The following is an 18,042-nucleotide window of genomic DNA, read 5'->3' as shown; positions in this document are numbered from 1 at the left end:
ATCAAATGAAGGAGGATGATCATGAAGGACAATAATGAAGAGCTGAAGAAAAAGATGTCTGAAGGTGAAAACGAAGAAACCTTGACCAACCGCCAAGGGCACCCGGTAAAAGACAACCAGAATTTGCGTACGATCGGAAACCGTGGGCCGGCAACTCTTGAAAACTATAACTTCATCGAAAAAATCTCTCATTTTGACCGTGAAGAAATACCGGAACGCATCGTCCATGCACGTGGTGCTGGGGCATTCGGTTATTTCGAGACTTATGGAACAGTCGGTGATGAGCCGGTTGAAAAATATACGCGCGCTAAAGTATTTTCCGGCAAAGGCAAACAGACGCCATTGCTGGTGCGCTTCTCTACAGTGGCGGGATCCCGCCACTCCCCTGAAACGGCACGCGACCCGCGCGGTTTTGCCGTGAAGATGTACACGGAAGACGGCAACTGGGACCTTGTCGGGAATAACTTGAAGATTTTCTTTATCCGTGATGCGATGAAATTCCCGGACATGATCCATGCCTTCAAGAACGACCCGGTCTCAAACGTGCCAGATCCGGAGCGGATGTTCGACTTTGTCGCCCGTTCCCCGGAAGCGACGCATATGATCACGTTCCTGTTCTCCCCTTGGGGCATTCCGGCGACCTACCGCCATATGCAGGGATCTGGCGTCAATACGTATAAATGGGTCAATGATAAAGGGGAAGCGGTCCTCGTCAAATATCACTGGGAGCCGAAACAGGGCATCCGTAATTTGACTCAGGCAGAAGCCGATGAAATCCAGGCGAAAAACGTCGGTCACGCGACAGAAGACCTTTACGATTCAATCGAAAATGGCGATTATCCGGAATGGGAGCTGTTCGTGCAGATCATGAGTGATGATGAGCATGCCGAACTCGACTTCGACCCGCTGGATGACACGAAGCTATGGCCAATGGATAAATTCCCGTTCCTGCCAGTCGGGAAAATGGTCTTGAACCGCAATCCTGAAAACTACCATGCGGAAATCGAGCAAGCCGCATTCGGTACAGGCGTCCTGGTCGATGGCATGGACTTCTCGGACGACAAGATGCTGATCGGCCGGACGTTCTCGTATTCCGATACGCAGCGTTACCGGGTGGGTGCGAACTACTTGAAGCTGCCGGTCAACGCCCCGAGAAAGCGTGTGGCGACCAACCAATACGGAGGGGCGATGGATGTGCCGCGCGGCGAGAATGCGAAGAATCCGCACATCAACTACGAACCGTCCGTGCTTGGCGGGTTCAAGGAGGCGGATCGCCCGAACACGCCGGATTATGAACCGGAGTACCACGGCAAATTGACGAAGGCGCCGATCGACCGTACGAATAATTACGGCCAGGCCGGCGAAACCTACCGCAGCTTCGAGGACTGGGAGCGCGACGAATTGATCAACAATCTCGGTGATGCCCTATCTGCATGTGATCCACGCATCCAAGAGGAAATGGTGCATCACTTCACGCAGGCCGATGAAGATTATGGCCGCCGCGTCCGCGAAAACATCGATATGAAAGTGAAGAAGATGAAAGAAATGAAAGACAATGAAGGTGCCGAACCGAAGCTCTACGGCAAGCCGGCAGCGAGCAAAGTGGCTCAAGCCGCCAGTTCCAAAGGGCACGGGGCAGAGCGCTATTAAACCTGGAAACCGGTGAGCCTAATGGGCTCACCGGTTTTTATTGATTCAGGGAGGAATGGTTGACCCCGAATACGTTTTCCACATCAATCAGGAAGGCGATGCCTTTTCCGGGTGCATCGAGGTCGACTGCCTGTTCGATGCTTGCGACCACTTTTTCCGCGAATACGGTGGGCACCAAAGTCAGGACGACATCCTTTTCTGGATCGATCGTAAAGTTCATGAATTTTTTCTGTTCATTGACTCCGGTGCCGCGCCCTTCCAAGATGGTGCCGCCTTCAGCGCCGGCTTTTGCGGCGGCCTTGACGACTTGCCCGGAATCACCCGAATTGACGATGGTCACGATCAATTGAAAATCTGTAGGTTCTGGCATCTTTTCCACTCCTCGCGTTTTTTTGCGGTCGTCTTCGCGATCGCTGAGATGGGGGACCCCCAGCAATTGGCTGAGATGGATGGTAAAGCCGAGGCCGTAACCGGATTTCCCCAGTTTTCCGGCTTCACTGATCGCCTTGGCGACTGCAAATTCGATTTCGCCGTCGACAGCGATGAAGACGACATCTTTTTCGTGTGTAGCGGGCAGCCCGAGAAACCTGGGCTTTTCGTTTCTCCCGATTCCTTTCGCATATACCACCGTTGCACCGTCAGCGCCGGCTTGTTTTGCAGCGGCGATGACCTCCCTTGAGGCGCCGCGTTTTATAATGGCGATCATCAGTCTATGATTCAGATTCATGGTTTTGGTTCACTGCCTTTCGGTTAAAGAGTAAGCCGACAACAAGTACGGAAATGATCGGCGTCAATGCCACCAGCGCGATCATCCCGAAACCATCGACGAGCGGATCCCGTCCTTCTGTCACGGAAGCGATACCGACTGCGACAGAGACGATGAATGTGACGGTCATTGGCCCGGTAGCGACGCCCCCTGAGTCAAAGGCGATGGCGATGAACGTGCGCGTGGAGAAAAAGATTAAGGCCAAAGCGATAAGATAGCCTGGCAAAATGAAATACCAGATCGACCAGCCCGTCAAAATCCGCAGCATCGACAAAGCGATGGACAATCCGACCCCCGTCGATAAGGTGTAGAGCATGACTTTCGAGGAAATATAACCGCCCGTTTCGCGGTCGACCTCCTCGTTCATGATGCGGACAGCCGGTTCGGCGAATGTCGCAACGAAGCCGAGCACAAATCCGATTGGGATGATGGCCCAGCGATAGTGCCAATCCCCAAGTTCCGCACCCATCAATTCACCGAAGGGCATGAACCCGATATGGACGCCCTGCAGGAAAAAGGCCAATCCGAAAAAGGTCAAAACGAAACCGAGCCCGGTTTGCAGGACGCGTTCTTTCGGCAATTTCAGCATGAACAATTGAAATACACTAAAGAACAGGACGAGCGGGAGGAGAGCCATGCTGACTTCGATCAGCACTTCCCCGAAACCATGGAAAATATGCAAGTTCACCGGTACAACACCCCCAGGAGCATGACAGCGATGATCGGACCGATCGAGGCCAGGCCGATCAAGCCGAAGCCTTCGCCGCTGCTCGGCTTATCGGAGCGCAGGACGGAAGCGACGCCGATGCCGAGCGCTAGAATGAACGGCACTGCCATCGGGCCCGTCGTGACACCGCCGGCATCGAATGAAATCGGGATGAAGGCGTCAGGGACAAAGAAAGAAAGAAGGAAGACGATGGCATAGCCCCCGATCAGCAGGTAATGGATCGGGATGCTGAACAGCGTCCGGACCATCGCCAGGGCGACGAAAATCGCCAGGCCGATCGAAACGGATAAGATCAGGATGTTTCTGGAGATGGCGCCTCCTGACACATCGTCGATCTGGTTCGCCAGGACGCGGACATCGGGTTCGGCGATCGTGACGGCAAGGCCGAGTACGAGGCCAGTGCCGATGATCAGCCATGGTTTGCGGGTCAAAGGCAGCCTCTTGCCGATCAATTCCCCGATCGGGAGCAGGCCGGCATTGACCCCGAGCAGGAACAGGAAAAAACCGGTTCCGACAAAAACGGCCCCGATCAAGAACTGCAGCAGCGCTTCGAGCGGCAGGCGGATGGTCAGGACTTGAAGCAAGATGACGACAATGGTGACAGGAAGAATGGCAGATGCAACTTCTTTGAACGTGCTTTTGACATTTTCCATGCAGCATCTCCTCTACAGCGGATTTGGTTTAATGCATATCACGCGGCGGATGGGACAGGAAACTGGTTAGCCGTTAAGATAAAGAAAGGACAAGTGCGAGCCAGGAGGAATGATGATGAAAAAGAATAAGAAGACCGAACCGATGCTTCCCCTCGAATTACAAACATTTTCTTTTATTGAAGCATTAGATGATGGATATGTCCATGATTGCCGGATCGTTTCCGAAGATTTACCGGCAGGAAAAACCCATTTTGACCGTGTGTTGTTCGAGAATGTCCGTTTTTTGGACCGCGAATGGGGGCGCAGTGAATTTGCGGATGCCGTTTTCATCAATTGCGATCTATCGAATGCTGATTTGAGCGGGGCAGTGTTCCATCGGGTGAAGTTCGAGAATTGCCGGATGCTCGGCACCGACTTCACGGAAAGCACGATCCGCTATACCCGCTTTGAAGAATGCCGGATTGATTATGCGGTTTTCGGCTTTTCCCATATAAGTGATGTGAGTTTTGAACGGAGCATACTGCGGCAAGCGGATTTCTACGAAGTGGATATGAAAAGTGCGCAGTTTCTGGCCAGCGATCTGAATGAAGCCAATTTTACGGGGACTTCCCTTAAAGGAGTGGATTTCAGCTCAAGCCGCTTTGAGGAACTGCAAGTGACACCTGAATTGCTGTTGGGGTGCAAAGTATCTACAGATCAAGCTTTGTTGTTTGCGCGTAAATTGGGATTAATTATCACGGAATAAGATTTTTTAGTTTTTATATGCTTTATGGCCCTGCTATTTTCCAATAATTATATTAAATAGATACTGTTCACTAAATATTCATTCTATTTTAAAAAATTATCCATAAAATGATTGCTCATTCACTTTAATTGCAGTATATTTAAAATAATTAGAAATCTATTAAAAGGAGCAGGAATCAACCATGAAGCAGTTAAGCAAAAAGATAAAAGACTTAAGAGAAGCGAGAGGACTTTCCCCGGAAGAGCTTGCAGACCGCCTGGGCTTTGCGAAAAGCACGGTATGGGCATACGAAAGCGGAAAGAAACAAGTGTCAGTTGTGCATCTGGAACGCCTCGCCGATTTCTTTGAGATTTCTGTGGATAGCCTATTGGACCGCAATGACCGTACGATCAATGTCGACCTTCAAAATACGAATTTCCTGAACGAATATACAGTGATGCTAGATGACCAGCCGTTGAATGAAGCGGAACTCGCTGAAGCGGCTTCCTTTATCCAAGTGAAGCGCCGCATGGGCAGTTATGGCTTAGCGACTTGATACCCATGTACAAGAATTATTGAGCCTGCTCTCCTATAATGGGGGAGCGGGTTTTTTTGTGTGCAGGCCAGCTTTGTGGAATTGTTTTTGACAGAATTATCTGTCAAAATAAAAAGGAGACTTAAGGAAATGGCGGTGGGGATTTGAGAAGATACATAATGTACGAAACATACCGGCTGGGCATTCTCATCGACCATTTAAAGGCGGAAGACTTGATCAGGCAAATCGATGAATATATTGAAGAAACGCCAGTTGACCAGATTCCCCATATTTTTTATGTCCTGTCGCTGGCGAGCAACCGCCGCATCATGATTGAATTGCTGACGGATTTGGCGAGAGGGGTGGACGAAGAGCTGCCGGCGTCGATTGTAGCGGGCATCCTGTATAAGGACCGCGCCCGCTATACGGTGGGTGAACTATACGCGAAAATCGGGATGCTGGCTTCATTGCTTGCTGATGAAGACAGTGAAATAGCGGCAAGTTTCCGTGAATTGAAACAATCCTACGATGAGTTGCAGGCGGTATACGGGAGCCGGTTCAAAAGGAAGAAGGCCAGGGAGCGCATGCTTGCCCGCAGCGAAAAAGTGTTGGAAGAGACGCTCTCGGAATACGGCCATTTTGCGGAGGAAATGGACCGCAAGGAATGGTGGCTCAATTAAACCTGTTTATTCTGTTTGTTGTGGGGAACACAAATTATAGCAACTTACAGAATCAGGAGGAGAATAAAATGGTCAAAACGATTTTCATTACCGGGGCGGGAAGCGGCCTTGGAAAAGGAACGGCATTGGGCTTGGCGGCGCAAGGGCATAAAGTGGTCGCGCCGGTCGAAACGGCGCCCCAGGTGACTTCGCTCCGAGAAGCGGCGGCGGACGCCGGGGTCGAACTGACGACATTCAAGATGGATATCAAGAATCCACAGGACCTGGCACAGATGCTCGACTATGATTTTGATATTTTCGTAGCGAATGCCGCCATCAATGAAGGCGGGCCACTCGGTGAAGTGCCGATGTCGAATTTCCGTGAATTGTTCGAAGTGAATGTGTTCCAGACCCTCGAGACGGCACAAATTGCCGCCCGCAAATTCGTGGAGAAAGGGCAAGGCAAGATCATCTTCCTGTCTTCCATGGCCGGTATCATGTCGACGCCTTACGTCGGCCCATATACGGCGACAAAGCATGCGATAGAAGCGATCGCAAAAACGCTGCGCAAAGAAATGGCGGAATTCGGCGTACAAGTGGCGACCATCAATCCAGGAGCTTTCGACACGGGCTTCAATGACCGCAGTGCGGAAGCGAAATGGAGATGGTTCGATGAAAAAACCCATTTCACGCGCCCTGAAGACATGAAGGAAGCGGAGAAGGGATTGGAAGACCAATTCGATCCACAGGACATGATTGACAAGATGGTCGAAATCATCCCACAGGACTCGCATAAATTCCGCACGGCTTATCCGGAAGAAACTGAACGGCAGATGAAAGACGAAGAAGCCAAGCATTGGGAGCTTGAGATCTAACCGGAAAGGGAGAAGATCATGAAACCCGAGCGCAGGTTGTGGGAAATATTGGAGCAAGGCAGGGCGGGCGTTGAAGAAGCTTGCAGCCTGTTCGATGCGCTGGAGCCAGTCGAGCCTCAAGTGATGCTCGGCACGTGGAAAGGACGCGAATTGCCTACAGGGCATCCATTGGACGGCTGGCTCGAAAAAACGGGCTGGTATGGGAAAGCCTTCCACAACACTGAGTATGTTGACCCTTTATTGTTCCGGACACCCTTTGGGAAACCATTGGCGCTGCCGCCGTTCCCGCCTGGTTCAGTCGTGAACCTGTTGAGCGGGGCGAGAGGTGCTGCGCGGCTCCGCAAAATGGAGTGGCGCGGAAAAACGAGTGCAGTGATGGTATACGACCATTTGCCGATCCATGACCATTTCCGGAAAGTGAACGATGACGTGCTGCTCGGAATGATGGACTGGAAAGGCATGAAACGGCCGTATTTCTTCCTGTTAGCGAGAGTATATACTTAAATCGGATGGTACGGGCTTCTCAGCCACCCGGAAAACAATCGTTTTCCCGGGTGGCTTTTCGTGCCCCGAAAAAGAAATAGCCCTTCAAATATGGTAAGCTACGTTCATAGCAAAACAGGTTGGGGAGTGTTCAAAGGTGTTGGAACAAGCAAGAAAATTACTGCAGTCGCATTTCGGGTATGATAGTTTCCGGACCGGCCAGGAACAAGCCATCACACAAGTCTTCGATGGCCAAAATACGATTTGCGTCATGCCGACAGGCGGCGGGAAATCGATGTGTTACCAGATTCCTGCGCTTGCCATGGAAGGGACGACCATCGTCGTCTCCCCGCTGATCTCCCTCATGAAAGATCAAGTCGACTCATTGCAGGCAGCCGGGATCCCGGCTGCTTCCATCAATAGTTCGCTTGATTTCCATGAAGTCCGTGAAATCCTGCATGAAGTGCAGATGGGAATCATCAAATTATTGTATATTGCGCCTGAGCGCCTCGATTCGGAAATGTTTCTGGATGGCCTGCAAGGCGTCAAGGTTCCGCTCATCGCTGTCGATGAAGCGCATTGCATTTCGCAATGGGGCCATGATTTCCGGCCAAGTTACCGGCTGATCAGCCGCATGCTGGAGATTTTCCCGGACAATCCGACTGTGCTTGCATTGACGGCGACCGCGACGCCGCAAGTGCGGGAAGATATTTGCCGTATCCTGGATATCGAAGAACAAAATACCGTCATCACCGGTTTCGAACGGGCAAATTTAAGTTTCTCCGTCATCCAGGGCCAGGACCGCGAACGCTTTATCCGCGATTACGTCCAGAAAAACGACAACGAGGCAGGTATCATTTATGCAGCGACCCGCAAAACGGTGGACTCCGTCTATGAGTCACTCATCAAACGCGGCGTCAAGGCGGCGAAATACCATGCGGGCATGCCGGACGACGAACGGCGGCTCGGGCAGGAACGCTTCTTGAACGATGAAGTGACTGTCATGGTTGCGACCAATGCATTCGGGATGGGCATCGATAAATCGAATATCCGGTATGTCATCCATTACCAGTTGCCGAAAAACATGGAAAGCTATTACCAGGAAGCGGGACGTGCCGGGCGAGACGGCTTGCCGAGCGAATGCATCGTGCTATATGCATCGCAGGATGTCCAGACGCAGCGCTTTTTGATCGACCAGGCGCAGGACCCTTCGCGCATTCCAGGCGAGCTAAAAAAGCTGCAGGGCATGGTCGATTATTGCCATACGGAGAACTGCCTCCAGCAATTCATTGTCCATTATTTCGGCGACGGTAATGCTGCCGCATGCGGCCATTGCGGAAACTGCATTGACGAGCGGGAAGGCCAGGACGTCACGGAAGATGTACAGAAAGTATTGTCGTGTGTCATCCGCATGGGGCAGAAATTCGGCAAGACGATGACTGCCCAAGTATTGACCGGTTCGCGCAACAAGAAAGTGCTCGATTTCCGCTTTGATCAATTGTCGACTTATGGCGTATTGAAGCATATGAATTCAAAAGAAGTATCGAACCTCATCGAATTCATGATTTCGCAGGAATTGCTGGCAGTTGAACAAGGCAGTTTCCCGACGATCTTCGTTCCGGACGGCGGCCGCGATGTCCTGCTCGGGAAACGCCGCGTCATGAGAAAAGGCGCCGTCGTGACGAAGCGGATCGCTACCAATGATCCGCTGTTCGAGGAATTGCGGACCGTCCGCAAGAAGTTGGCGGATGAAGCAGGCGTGCCTCCGTTCGTCATTTTCTCGGATAGAAGTTTACAGGACATGGTCGCACGCAAGCCGAAAGACGAAGAAGCCTTTTTGGAAGTCAATGGCGTCGGCACGAATAAGCTGGAGAAGTACGGGACGCATTTTCTTGAAGCGATCCGGGGTATGAGGCAGTGAATCCCTAATAAGCCGCTTCCGTCGGGGCATGCCGGCGAAATGGCAAGGAATCGTCGGCCGGCGAATATTCTTGCATTGTCATTTTCGTGGACTGATAATAAAAAAACGCTTCGATAGATGAATCAGCAAACGATCCAGCAAACACCGGGAAGGCAGAGCGCTCTTCCCGGTTTATTTTTTTTCGCTTCTGCGCGGCCGGGTGGGGAAGAGATGCTTCCTGTCCTTTGTTTTCTGTATTAATATGCATAAATAACGAATAAAGAAAACCTAGTTATAGCGTAAAGTGAAAGCGTTTCCAAGAAAAAGTGTCGATATGTCAATGAATCTTCATGCATGAATTAATTTTCTAACTAATCTAATTTGTATATATATTCAATTATATGATATACTATCAAAACATTACGACAATGAATGCGTAAAAAGGAGGCGGTTTTATTGAGAAAGAAAGAGTATCCAATCGCACAAGGACTGTATCATCCCGACCAGGAGCATGAAGCTTGCGGCATCGGGATGATCGCTAATATAGACGGAAGAAAATCCCACAATATCGTCCAGAACGCAGTGAATATCCTCTGTAACTTGGAGCACCGGGGCGGCCAATCATCCGATACGAGTACAGGGGACGGCGCCGGCATTTTGACGCAAATCCCGCACCGCTTTTTCCTGAAGCAATGTGAAAAAGAAGGAATCACGCTGCCGGATGAAGGAAAGTACGGCATCGGCATGATCTTCATGCCTCAGGATTACGATCTCCGGATGAAAGCGAAGGACATCATCCAGCGCATCGTCGAAGAAGAAGGGCAACAAGCACTCGGCTGGCGACCTGTGCCCGTCAACGATTCGTTTGTCGGGAATGTCGCGGCGAAAACCAAGCCGGTCATTCGCCAAATCTTCATAGGCGCATCAGCGGATCTCGAGACACGCATGGATCTGGAGCGCCGTTTGTATATTATCCGCAAGCGCATCGAGCAGGAAATGGGCGGCCAGGAAGAGTTCAAAGATGTCTATTTCAGCAGCTTGTCTGCCGGCACGATCGTCTATAAAGGCATGCTCATCCCGGAACAGCTGGATTCATTCTATATCGACCTCAACCATCCCGAATTCAAATCGGCGTTGGCACTCGTCCACTCACGGTTCAGTACGAATACCTTCCCGAGCTGGCAGCGTTCCCACCCGAACCGCTACTCCATCCATAACGGCGAATTCAATACGCTTCGCGGAAACGTTAACTGGATGAGAGCCCGCCAGCTTGCCTGTGAATCCCCTTATTTCAATGACCAGGACCTGCAAAAAGTCCTGCCGGTCATCGATGAAACCGGAAGCGATTCGTCGATGTTCGACAATTGCTTCGAATTCCTCCACCTATCAGGCCGTTCGCTGGCGCATACGGCGATGATGATGGTGCCGGAGCCATGGGTCAACGATACATCGATCAATAAGAAAAAACGCGATTTCTACGAATACCACAGTACGCTCATGGAGCCATGGGACGGGCCGGCAGCACTCGTATTTACCGACGGCCGCCAGATTGCAGCGTGTCTCGACCGCAATGGCCTGCGCCCGGCGCGCTATTATATTACAAAAAGCGGCATGATCGTGCTCGGCTCGGAAGTCGGCGCACTCGACATCTTTTCCGATGACATCATCTATAAGGACCGCCTGCGCCCAGGGAAGATGCTCTTGGTCGACCTCGAAGCCGGCAAGATCATCCCGGATGACGAAATCAAGATGCAGATTGCATCCGAGCTTCCTTATAAAGACTGGGTCGAAAATAACTTGCTCGATTTGGGTGATTTGCCGGAACCGAAAGAAGCTATGCACCCAAATGGCGAAGGCTTGTTGAAGCAACAGCTCGCTTTCGGCTATACACAGGAAGAAGTCCAGAAAATCATCAAACCGCTGGCATCCGACGGGAAAGATCCGGTCGGCTCGATGGGGTATGATTCGCCGCTTGCGGTCCTGTCGAAAAAACCGCAGCTTTTGTATAACTATTTCAAGCAATTGTTTGCACAAGTCACCAACCCGCCGATCGACGCCATCCGCGAGCAGATCATCACGGCTGCGCGGACGACAATCGGCGCAGAAGGCAATTTGGTGGATCCGAAACCGGAAAGCGCCCGCCATATCCGACTCGAAACGCCGGTACTGTTGAATGCGGAGCTTGAAAGACTGCGCCAGCAGAACTTGCCGGAATTCAAGGCTGTCACTTTGCCGATCCTGTTTAAAGCGGATGGAGGCGCAGAAGCGATGGAAGCCCGCTTGGAAGCGGTATTTGCGGAAGCGGACAAGGCCATCGAACAAGGCGCGACACTCGTCATCCTATCCGACCGGGGCGTTGACAAGGAACATGCGGCGATCCCTGCATTGCTAGCGGTATCCGGCCTTCATCATCACTTGATCCGCAAAGGCACGCGGACGCGCATGAGCATCCTGCTCGAGTCTGCGGAACCGCGTGAAGTACATCATTTTGCGATGCTGATCGGGTACGGTGCGGAAGGGATCAACCCTTATCTGGCATTCGAATCGATCGAAGATCTGGTGGCGAAAGACGACATCCACGGCATGAATGTCGAACAAGCCGAAGCGAGCTACGTGCAAGCTGTTACAGATGGAATCATCAAGATATTGTCTAAAATGGGGATATCCACCATACAAAGTTACCGGGGCGCGCAGATTTTCGAAGCGATCGGGATCCGCATGGACGTTATCGATAAATACTTCACGCGCACCTCATCGCGCCTTGGCGGCATCGGAATCGATATCATCGCTAAGGAAGTGCTGCTGCGCCACGCGTCTGCTTATCCGGAACGCGAAGGGGCAGATCCGGCACTGGAATCAGGCGATGAATACCAATACCGTGAAAACGGCGAAGACCATCAATACAACCCGATGACGATCCACACGCTTCAACAGGCGTGCCGGACGAACAATTACGATACATTCCGCAAGTACTCGAAACTGTTGACGGATGAAAAAGCCAATCTCCAGTCATTGCGCGGCTTATTGAAATTCAAGGAACGCACGCCGGTGCCGATCGAAGAAGTCGAAACGGTCGAGGAGATCTGCGCACGCTTCAAGACCGGCGCGATGTCTTATGGGTCGATCAGTAAAGAAGCCCACGAAGCATTGGCAATCGCGATGAATAAAATCGGCGGCCGCAGCAACTCCGGTGAAGGCGGCGAAGAAGTGTCACGCTTCATTCCGGACGACAACGGCGACAGCCGAAGAAGCGCCATCAAGCAAGTCGCATCCGGGCGCTTCGGTGTCACAAGCCATTATCTGGTCAATGCGGATGAAATCCAGATTAAAGTCGCACAAGGGGCGAAGCCTGGAGAAGGCGGCCATTTGCCAGGCAAGAAAGTCTATCCGTGGATTGCGGAAGTGCGCGGTTCGACGACCGGCGTTGAATTGATTTCACCGCCGCCACACCACGACATCTATTCGATCGAGGATTTAGCGGAGCTGATCTTCAACTTGAAAAACGCCAATCCGCGTGCGCGCATCAGCGTGAAATTGGTGTCAGCAGTCGGTGTCGGCACAATCGCAGCAGGCGTTGCGAAAGGCCGTGCGGATCTTGTCTTGATCAGCGGTTATGACGGCGGCACGGGCGCTGCTCCGAAAACGAGCTTGAAGCATACCGGTTTGCCATGGGAAATTGGCCTTGCCGAAACGCATCAGACGCTGCTCTTGAATGGCCTGCGCGACCGCATCGTCGTCGAAACGGACGGCAAGATGATGACCGGACGCGATGTCGTCACGGCAGCGCTTCTCGGGGCAGAAGAATATGGCTTCTCAACCGCGCCGCTCGTCGTCCTCGGATGCGTCATGATGCGCGTCTGCCATTTGGATACATGCCCGGTCGGGATTGCGACGCAAAACCCGGAACTGCGCAAAAAGTACACAGGCGAAGCAGATCACGTCGCGAACTTCATGCGCTTTATCGCCATGGAAGCGCGCGAGCTGATGGCGGAGCTTGGCTTCCGCACGATCAATGAAATGATCGGGCGCACCGATGTGCTCGAAACGAATACAGCGATCAAGCATTGGAAAGCGGAGGGGCTGGATTTGACGCAGCTTCTCTATCAGCCGGACCTGCCAGAAAAAGTCGGCCGCTATGCGACGGTCAAGCAAGACCACGGATTGAAGCATACCTTGGATGTGCAGGAGCTCCTGCCGCGCTGCCGCAATGCGATTGAAACAGGGGAACCTGTCGAAGTATCGACGGCCATCCGCAACATCCACCGCGCGACCGGAACGATCATCGGCAGTGCCATCTCCCGTAAGTACGGGGCGGAAGGCTTGCCGGAGGACACGATCACATTCAATTTCCAAGGCTCTGCAGGGCAAAGTTTTGGTGCTTTCATTCCAAAAGGCATGACGCTGAAATTGATCGGCGACTCCAACGACTTTGTCGGGAAAGGGCTATCGGGCGGCAAGATTATTGTTAAGCCGGCCGTGGATTCGACATTCCTTCCTGAGAAGAACATCATCATCGGCAACGTGTCGTTCTACGGGGCATCAGCCGGGGAAGCGTATATCCACGGCATGGCAGGCGAGCGTTTCGCCGTCAGAAATTCGGGCGCCAAGATTGTCGTCGAAGGCGTCGGCGATCATGGCTGTGAATATATGACCGGCGGGCGCGTCGTCATTCTTGGGGATACCGGCAAGAACTTCGCGGCCGGCATGTCTGGCGGGGTCGCCTATGTCCTTGATGAGGAAGAGACATTCAGTGCACGCTGCAACGCTGAAATGGTCCATATGCAGCCGCTTGCAGATCCTGTTGAAATCGCGGAATTGAAAGAGATGATTGAAAACCATGTCCGCTATACAGGAAGCCTGAACGGCAAACGTGTATTGGACCATTGGGAGATTCTTTCTGCCAAATTCGTCCGCGTCATTCCGAAAGCCTATTTGAAGATCAACGAGCGCATCAGCAAGCTGCAGGATAGCGGCATGGCGAAATTCGATGCTGAAATGGCCGCATTCGAAGAAAGCAAAATGGCTTCGGCTGGCAAGTAACAGCGCCGGCAAAGCGGCCTGTCATAGAGAGAAGCTTGAAAATATGCGAACTGGAGGGAAACGATGGGGAAGATAACCGGATTTATGGAATATGACCGACAGACTGTAAAAGAACGCGATCCCGCAGAGCGGACGCATGACTGGAAAGATTACACGATCCCGCTATCTGAACAGGAAGTACAAAAGCAAGGGGCGCGTTGCATGGATTGCGGCGTCCCGACCTGCCAGACGGGCATGGATCTCGACAACGGGACGACCGGATGCCCGGTCAATCACTTGATTCCGGAATGGAACGACCTCGTTTACCGGGGGCAGTGGAAAGAAGCGCTTCACCGGGAACATCTGAAGAATAATTTCCCGGAATTCACCGGCGTCGCTTGCCCGGCGCCGTGTGAAGGGGCTTGTGTGCTCGGCATCAACGAACCGCCTGTCGCCATCCGCACGGTCGAACGCTCGATCATCGAACGCGGATTTGCGGAAGGCTGGGTCGTGCCGGAACCGCCGAAACAGCGCACCGGCAAAAAAGTGGCGGTTGTCGGATCGGGCCCTGCAGGCCTGGCAGCGGCAGCCCAATTGAACAAAGCGGGCCATACCGTGACCGTCTTCGAGAAAAGCGACCGCGTCGGCGGCTTGCTGACGTATGGTATCCCTGAAATGAAATTGCCGTACGATATGGTTATGCGCCGCGTCAAAATCCTCGAGCAGGAAGGCATCACATTCGTGACGAATGTCGAAGTCGGCAAGAACTATCCTGCAACGAAATTGCGCGATGATTTCGATTCGGTCATCATGGCGACCGGGGCGACTGTCCACCGCAATATTGACGTCGCAGGGCGTGACTTGGAAGGCGTTCATTTCGCGATGGACTTCCTCCATTCCAGCACGAAAAGCTTGCTCGACTCCGATTTGGAAGACGGCAATTATATCTCTGCAAAAGGAAAAGACGTCATTGTCATCGGCGGCGGCGACACGGGGACGGACTGTCTCGCAACCTCCGTGCGCCATGGCTGCAAGAGCCTTGTGCAATTCGATGTCTACGATAAAAAAGGCGCCATCCGTGACGAAAAAGGCAATCCTTGGCCGCAATACCCGAAAATCCACCGCGTAGAATACGGCCATAAAGAAGCAGCTGCAACTTTCGGCGATGACCCGCGTGCATATGCGGTCATGACGAAAAAATTCGTCGGGGATGAAAATGGGCATGTCAAAGAAGTTCACACTGTCAATGTCAAGTTGAAGATCGATGAAGAAGGCAACCGCATCCGCGAGGAAATCCCGGGTACGGAAAAAGTATGGAAAGCGGACCTGATCTTGATCGCTATCGGGTTCAGCGGGCCGGAACAGCTTTTGATCGACCAGTTGAATGTGGAAACGCATGCCAATTCACGCGTCAAAGCCGAATACGGCGATTACCGCACTAATGTCGAAGGCATCTTTGCGGCGGGCGATATGCGCAGGGGCCAGAGCTTGATCGTCTGGGCGATCAATGAAGGCCGTGAAGCCGCACGGGAATGCGACCGTTATTTGATGGGCAGTACCGTATTGCCTTAAAGAAAATAGAAGCGAATGGAAAAAGCCTGCAATTTTTAATTGCAGGCTTTTATGACGCAATAAAACGAAAAATTTCAGAAAATACAAATATTTATTCTTTGTTAATTTTTACATTCGTATTGTGCGAAAGTCCTGGTTTATATATACTAGTCAGTGTAGGACTATGGTTAAGCTGGTGTATGCACATAACAAGTATTCATAACCTACGAATTTTGCCAAATGTCAGGAGGAAATTTAATGTTCAAGAAAAGTATTGCAGCTGTCACTTTGTCATTCCTAATGATTTTATCGCTGGCTAACGGGGCTTTCGCGGAAGAACTGTTGGTAGTATCAGAAGTACCTTACTATGAAATTGAGGAAGGGATGAGCGAAGAAACCCAGGCAGCGATCAAAGACATCAATAGCGTCAATGCAAAAATCGAGGCTGAAATTGTCAAAAACCAAGAAAAAGCCGCTGAGCTGCATGAGGAATATCTCAATAACTTAGCTTCTGAAGAAGACGAGGCGAAACAAGCCGAACTTACGGCAAATTACGAAGAAGAAATCGCGCAATTGATTAAAGCATTGCAGAAAAAAGCTGAAGAAATTACGTTAGAAGGAATTGAACGTGCCACTGCATCAGGAATCGTGGCGGACATCGTCCTGGTTGAAGAAGATTTTGCCGACAAGACGGCTAAAATCGACCCAATCGTAGTAGTTTCTTGGTAAGAATATTGTAGATATCTTATAAAAAGAGTAGTATGAGAGTAGAGGTAACTTTGCTCTCATTTTTTTTATATAAGGGAAGTGAATGTGTGAGAGGCTTGGATATATTGAAGGGGAACTATCTGGAAAAGATTGAAAATGATACCACTACTTTGTCTTTATTAGGACGAGGGGGTGGCTTAGAACTCCTTAAACAAACAATTCTTAAAGACAATAGCTTTATCCTTTTTCCAAGTGAAGTTGCTGATGCTCATGAATTTTACTATATACTAGACGGAGAGATTCAGGCAGAAGTAGAAGGGAACATCATTACATTAAACAAGGATGGATTCTTTTCGTGCAATGAATTAGAAGTCCCCGTTTCTTTTAAGGTCATAGAAACAGTGACATTATTCTCAGTCTCTACTGCTCCCGTATTTCATTATTTAAGCAAAATCATTGAAGAGCTACGGAAGATTGGCGAAAAAGTTGAGCAAAAGGACCGGTATACTTTTAACCACAGTGCCCGAGTAGCTAATTATGCAGTAAAAACTGCTGCAAAGTTGAAATTAACTAGAGACCATATGGAATCATTATTTCTCGCCTCCATCCTTCACGATATCGGCAAAATCAATATTCCTGAAGAAATTTTGAAAAAGCCTTCCAAATTGACGGACGAGGAATTCGACTTGGTGAAAAAACATCCGGGAGACGGGGCTGATATGATTCGCGATACGCCTTATAAGGACATCGCCGACATCGTCGAGCAGCATCACGAACGGGTGAACGGGCGCGGATACCCATTCGGCTTGAAAGGCGATGAAATCCTGATCGAGGCGAAAATCATCGGTGTTTGCGATACGTTCGACGCGATGACGGAAGACCGTGCTTATCGTTCTGCATTCACCGCCCAGTATGCGATGGAGGAACTTGAGCGGCTGATCGGCATCCAATATGATGAAGAAGTCGTAAAAGCATTCAAGCAAGTCTTGATGGAAGAGGGCAAATTAATAGATACGCCGTAAAAGACGCTCTTCCACAAGGGTGTCTTTTTCTTTTTCTAGGAAGCGATGTTTGAAAATAGGCAATTCCGTCTATACTTACTACACTAAGTTTTATCCAATGAAGGAGGAGATCATAGAATGGCACGGAAATCAGGCGGATTTTTCAGTAAGCTCGTATTGCTCGGGGTAGGGGCCGCAATCGGGGCAGCAATGACCCAGAAAAAATCGGAAACTGGCAATACGCAAAATACAAGCGGTTCTTCGATGAACACGGCCGACATGAAAGAAAATATCAAGAAGAATTTAGATCGCTTCAATGAACAATCGGGCGGCATGGTCGATAAAGTGAAGCCCCATATCAACAAAGCGGTCGAAACGGTCAAGACGACCATCGAAAAGCAGCAGCAAATGATGGATAAGGAAAAAGACACGCTCGACCAAGCGAACAAGACCGTCCAGGATGAAGTCGGCGAAACGAAAGGCCCGGATTCTTCAGCCAACAAAACGACAGCTCCGGGTAATAAAGACCCGTTCTCGTCTGCCGGTTCTTCTTCACAATCTGATCAACCAAGCGGCGGCGCATTCGGCGGCAACACCACGTATACAGAGTCGTTGAAAAAAAATCCGGAAAATGGTTCCTCTTCTGGCAAATCTTCAAATGATGGCACAACAAAAAAATAACTTCGGTTATAATAGAACAAAGAACAGCTATGCCGGGCATGGGCATGGCTTTTTCTTTCCCTCCAGTAGACAGAAAATTCGCTCCTTTTGAATATCATCCGCATTTGCTG

The 18,042-nt window shown here is 50.9% G+C and carries 15 protein-coding genes; 12 read left to right on the top strand and 3 right to left on the bottom strand.

From position 1 onward, the window contains the following. Positions 1–15: 15 nt before the first annotated feature. Entirely contained in the window at positions 16–1,650 is a 1,635-nt protein-coding gene (locus BBI15_RS14245; protein WP_208599433.1) for a catalase, read from the top strand. A 37-nt stretch (positions 1,651–1,687) separates the two neighbouring features. Here BBI15_RS14245 and BBI15_RS14240 read toward each other — a convergent pair whose 3' ends face one another. Genes BBI15_RS14240 through BBI15_RS14230 form a run of 3 tightly spaced genes read right to left on the bottom strand, consistent with a single transcriptional unit; the run spans position 1,688 to position 3,796 of the window. After that, positions 1,688–2,356 (bottom strand): P-II family nitrogen regulator, encoded by a 669-nt coding sequence (locus BBI15_RS14240; RefSeq protein ID WP_237150879.1) that lies wholly within the window; start codon positions 2,354–2,356, stop codon positions 1,688–1,690. 4 nt (positions 2,357–2,360) lie between these two features. Further along, positions 2,361–3,104 carry a DUF1538 domain-containing protein gene (locus BBI15_RS14235; protein ID WP_068870535.1) on the bottom strand — a complete coding sequence of 248 codons (744 nt, stop codon included), beginning with the start codon at positions 3,102–3,104 and terminating at the stop codon, positions 2,361–2,363. Continuing rightward, positions 3,101–3,796, bottom strand: coding sequence for a DUF1538 domain-containing protein (locus tag BBI15_RS14230; RefSeq protein WP_068870533.1), 696 nt, complete (start codon positions 3,794–3,796; stop codon positions 3,101–3,103). The genes BBI15_RS14235 and BBI15_RS14230 overlap by 4 nt, the downstream gene beginning before the upstream one ends. 115 nt (positions 3,797–3,911) lie before the next feature. On the opposite strand from BBI15_RS14230, the gene BBI15_RS14225 reads away from it, so the two are divergent. From BBI15_RS14225 to BBI15_RS14170, 11 genes are all read left to right on the top strand, one after another. Further along, positions 3,912–4,541 carry a pentapeptide repeat-containing protein gene (locus BBI15_RS14225; RefSeq protein ID WP_084632920.1) on the top strand — a complete coding sequence of 210 codons (630 nt, stop codon included), beginning with the start codon at positions 3,912–3,914 and terminating at the stop codon, positions 4,539–4,541. Between the two features lie 181 nt (positions 4,542–4,722). Next, positions 4,723–5,076, top strand: coding sequence for a helix-turn-helix domain-containing protein (locus BBI15_RS14220; RefSeq protein ID WP_058382696.1), 354 nt, complete (start codon positions 4,723–4,725; stop codon positions 5,074–5,076). A 158-nt stretch (positions 5,077–5,234) separates the two neighbouring features. Continuing rightward, positions 5,235–5,735, top strand: coding sequence for a hypothetical protein (locus BBI15_RS14215; protein WP_068870529.1), 501 nt, complete (start codon positions 5,235–5,237; stop codon positions 5,733–5,735). Positions 5,736–5,803: 68 nt separating this feature from the next. Then, a complete protein-coding gene (locus BBI15_RS14210) occupies positions 5,804–6,589 on the top strand; it encodes an SDR family oxidoreductase (RefSeq protein ID WP_068870528.1) in 786 nt (261 codons plus the stop codon). A gap of 18 nt (positions 6,590–6,607) precedes the next feature. Next, on the top strand, positions 6,608–7,093 hold the full coding sequence (locus BBI15_RS14205) for a DUF4334 domain-containing protein (protein WP_068870526.1): 486 nt from the start codon (positions 6,608–6,610) through the stop codon (positions 7,091–7,093). 136 nt (positions 7,094–7,229) lie between these two features. Continuing rightward, positions 7,230–8,993: a DNA helicase RecQ gene (gene recQ, locus BBI15_RS14200; protein WP_068870524.1), complete on the top strand. Its 1,764-nt coding sequence runs from the start codon at positions 7,230–7,232 to the stop codon at positions 8,991–8,993. A 435-nt stretch (positions 8,994–9,428) separates the two neighbouring features. Further along, positions 9,429–14,012 (top strand): glutamate synthase large subunit, encoded by a 4,584-nt coding sequence (gltB, locus tag BBI15_RS14190; RefSeq protein WP_068870520.1) that lies wholly within the window; start codon positions 9,429–9,431, stop codon positions 14,010–14,012. A gap of 63 nt (positions 14,013–14,075) precedes the next feature. After that, complete coding sequence (locus tag BBI15_RS14185; protein WP_068870519.1) at positions 14,076–15,563, top strand: glutamate synthase subunit beta; 1,488 nt, start codon at positions 14,076–14,078, stop codon at positions 15,561–15,563. 237 nt (positions 15,564–15,800) lie between these two features. Then, a complete protein-coding gene (locus BBI15_RS14180; protein ID WP_068870517.1) occupies positions 15,801–16,271 on the top strand; it encodes a hypothetical protein in 471 nt (156 codons plus the stop codon). A 32-nt stretch (positions 16,272–16,303) separates the two neighbouring features. After that, positions 16,304–17,272: an HD-GYP domain-containing protein gene (locus tag BBI15_RS14175; RefSeq protein WP_237150878.1), complete on the top strand. Its 969-nt coding sequence runs from the start codon at positions 16,304–16,306 to the stop codon at positions 17,270–17,272. 117 nt (positions 17,273–17,389) lie between these two features. After that, on the top strand, positions 17,390–17,932 hold the full coding sequence (locus BBI15_RS14170) for a hypothetical protein (protein ID WP_068870513.1): 543 nt from the start codon (positions 17,390–17,392) through the stop codon (positions 17,930–17,932). Positions 17,933–18,042 lie beyond the last annotated feature (110 nt).

Source organism: Planococcus plakortidis, from assembly GCF_001687605.2.
Lineage (GTDB): Bacteria > Bacillota > Bacilli > Bacillales_A > Planococcaceae > Planococcus > Planococcus plakortidis.
Note: the sequence above shows the minus strand (reverse complement) of the source record. Positions and strands in the feature narration are given on the sequence as shown.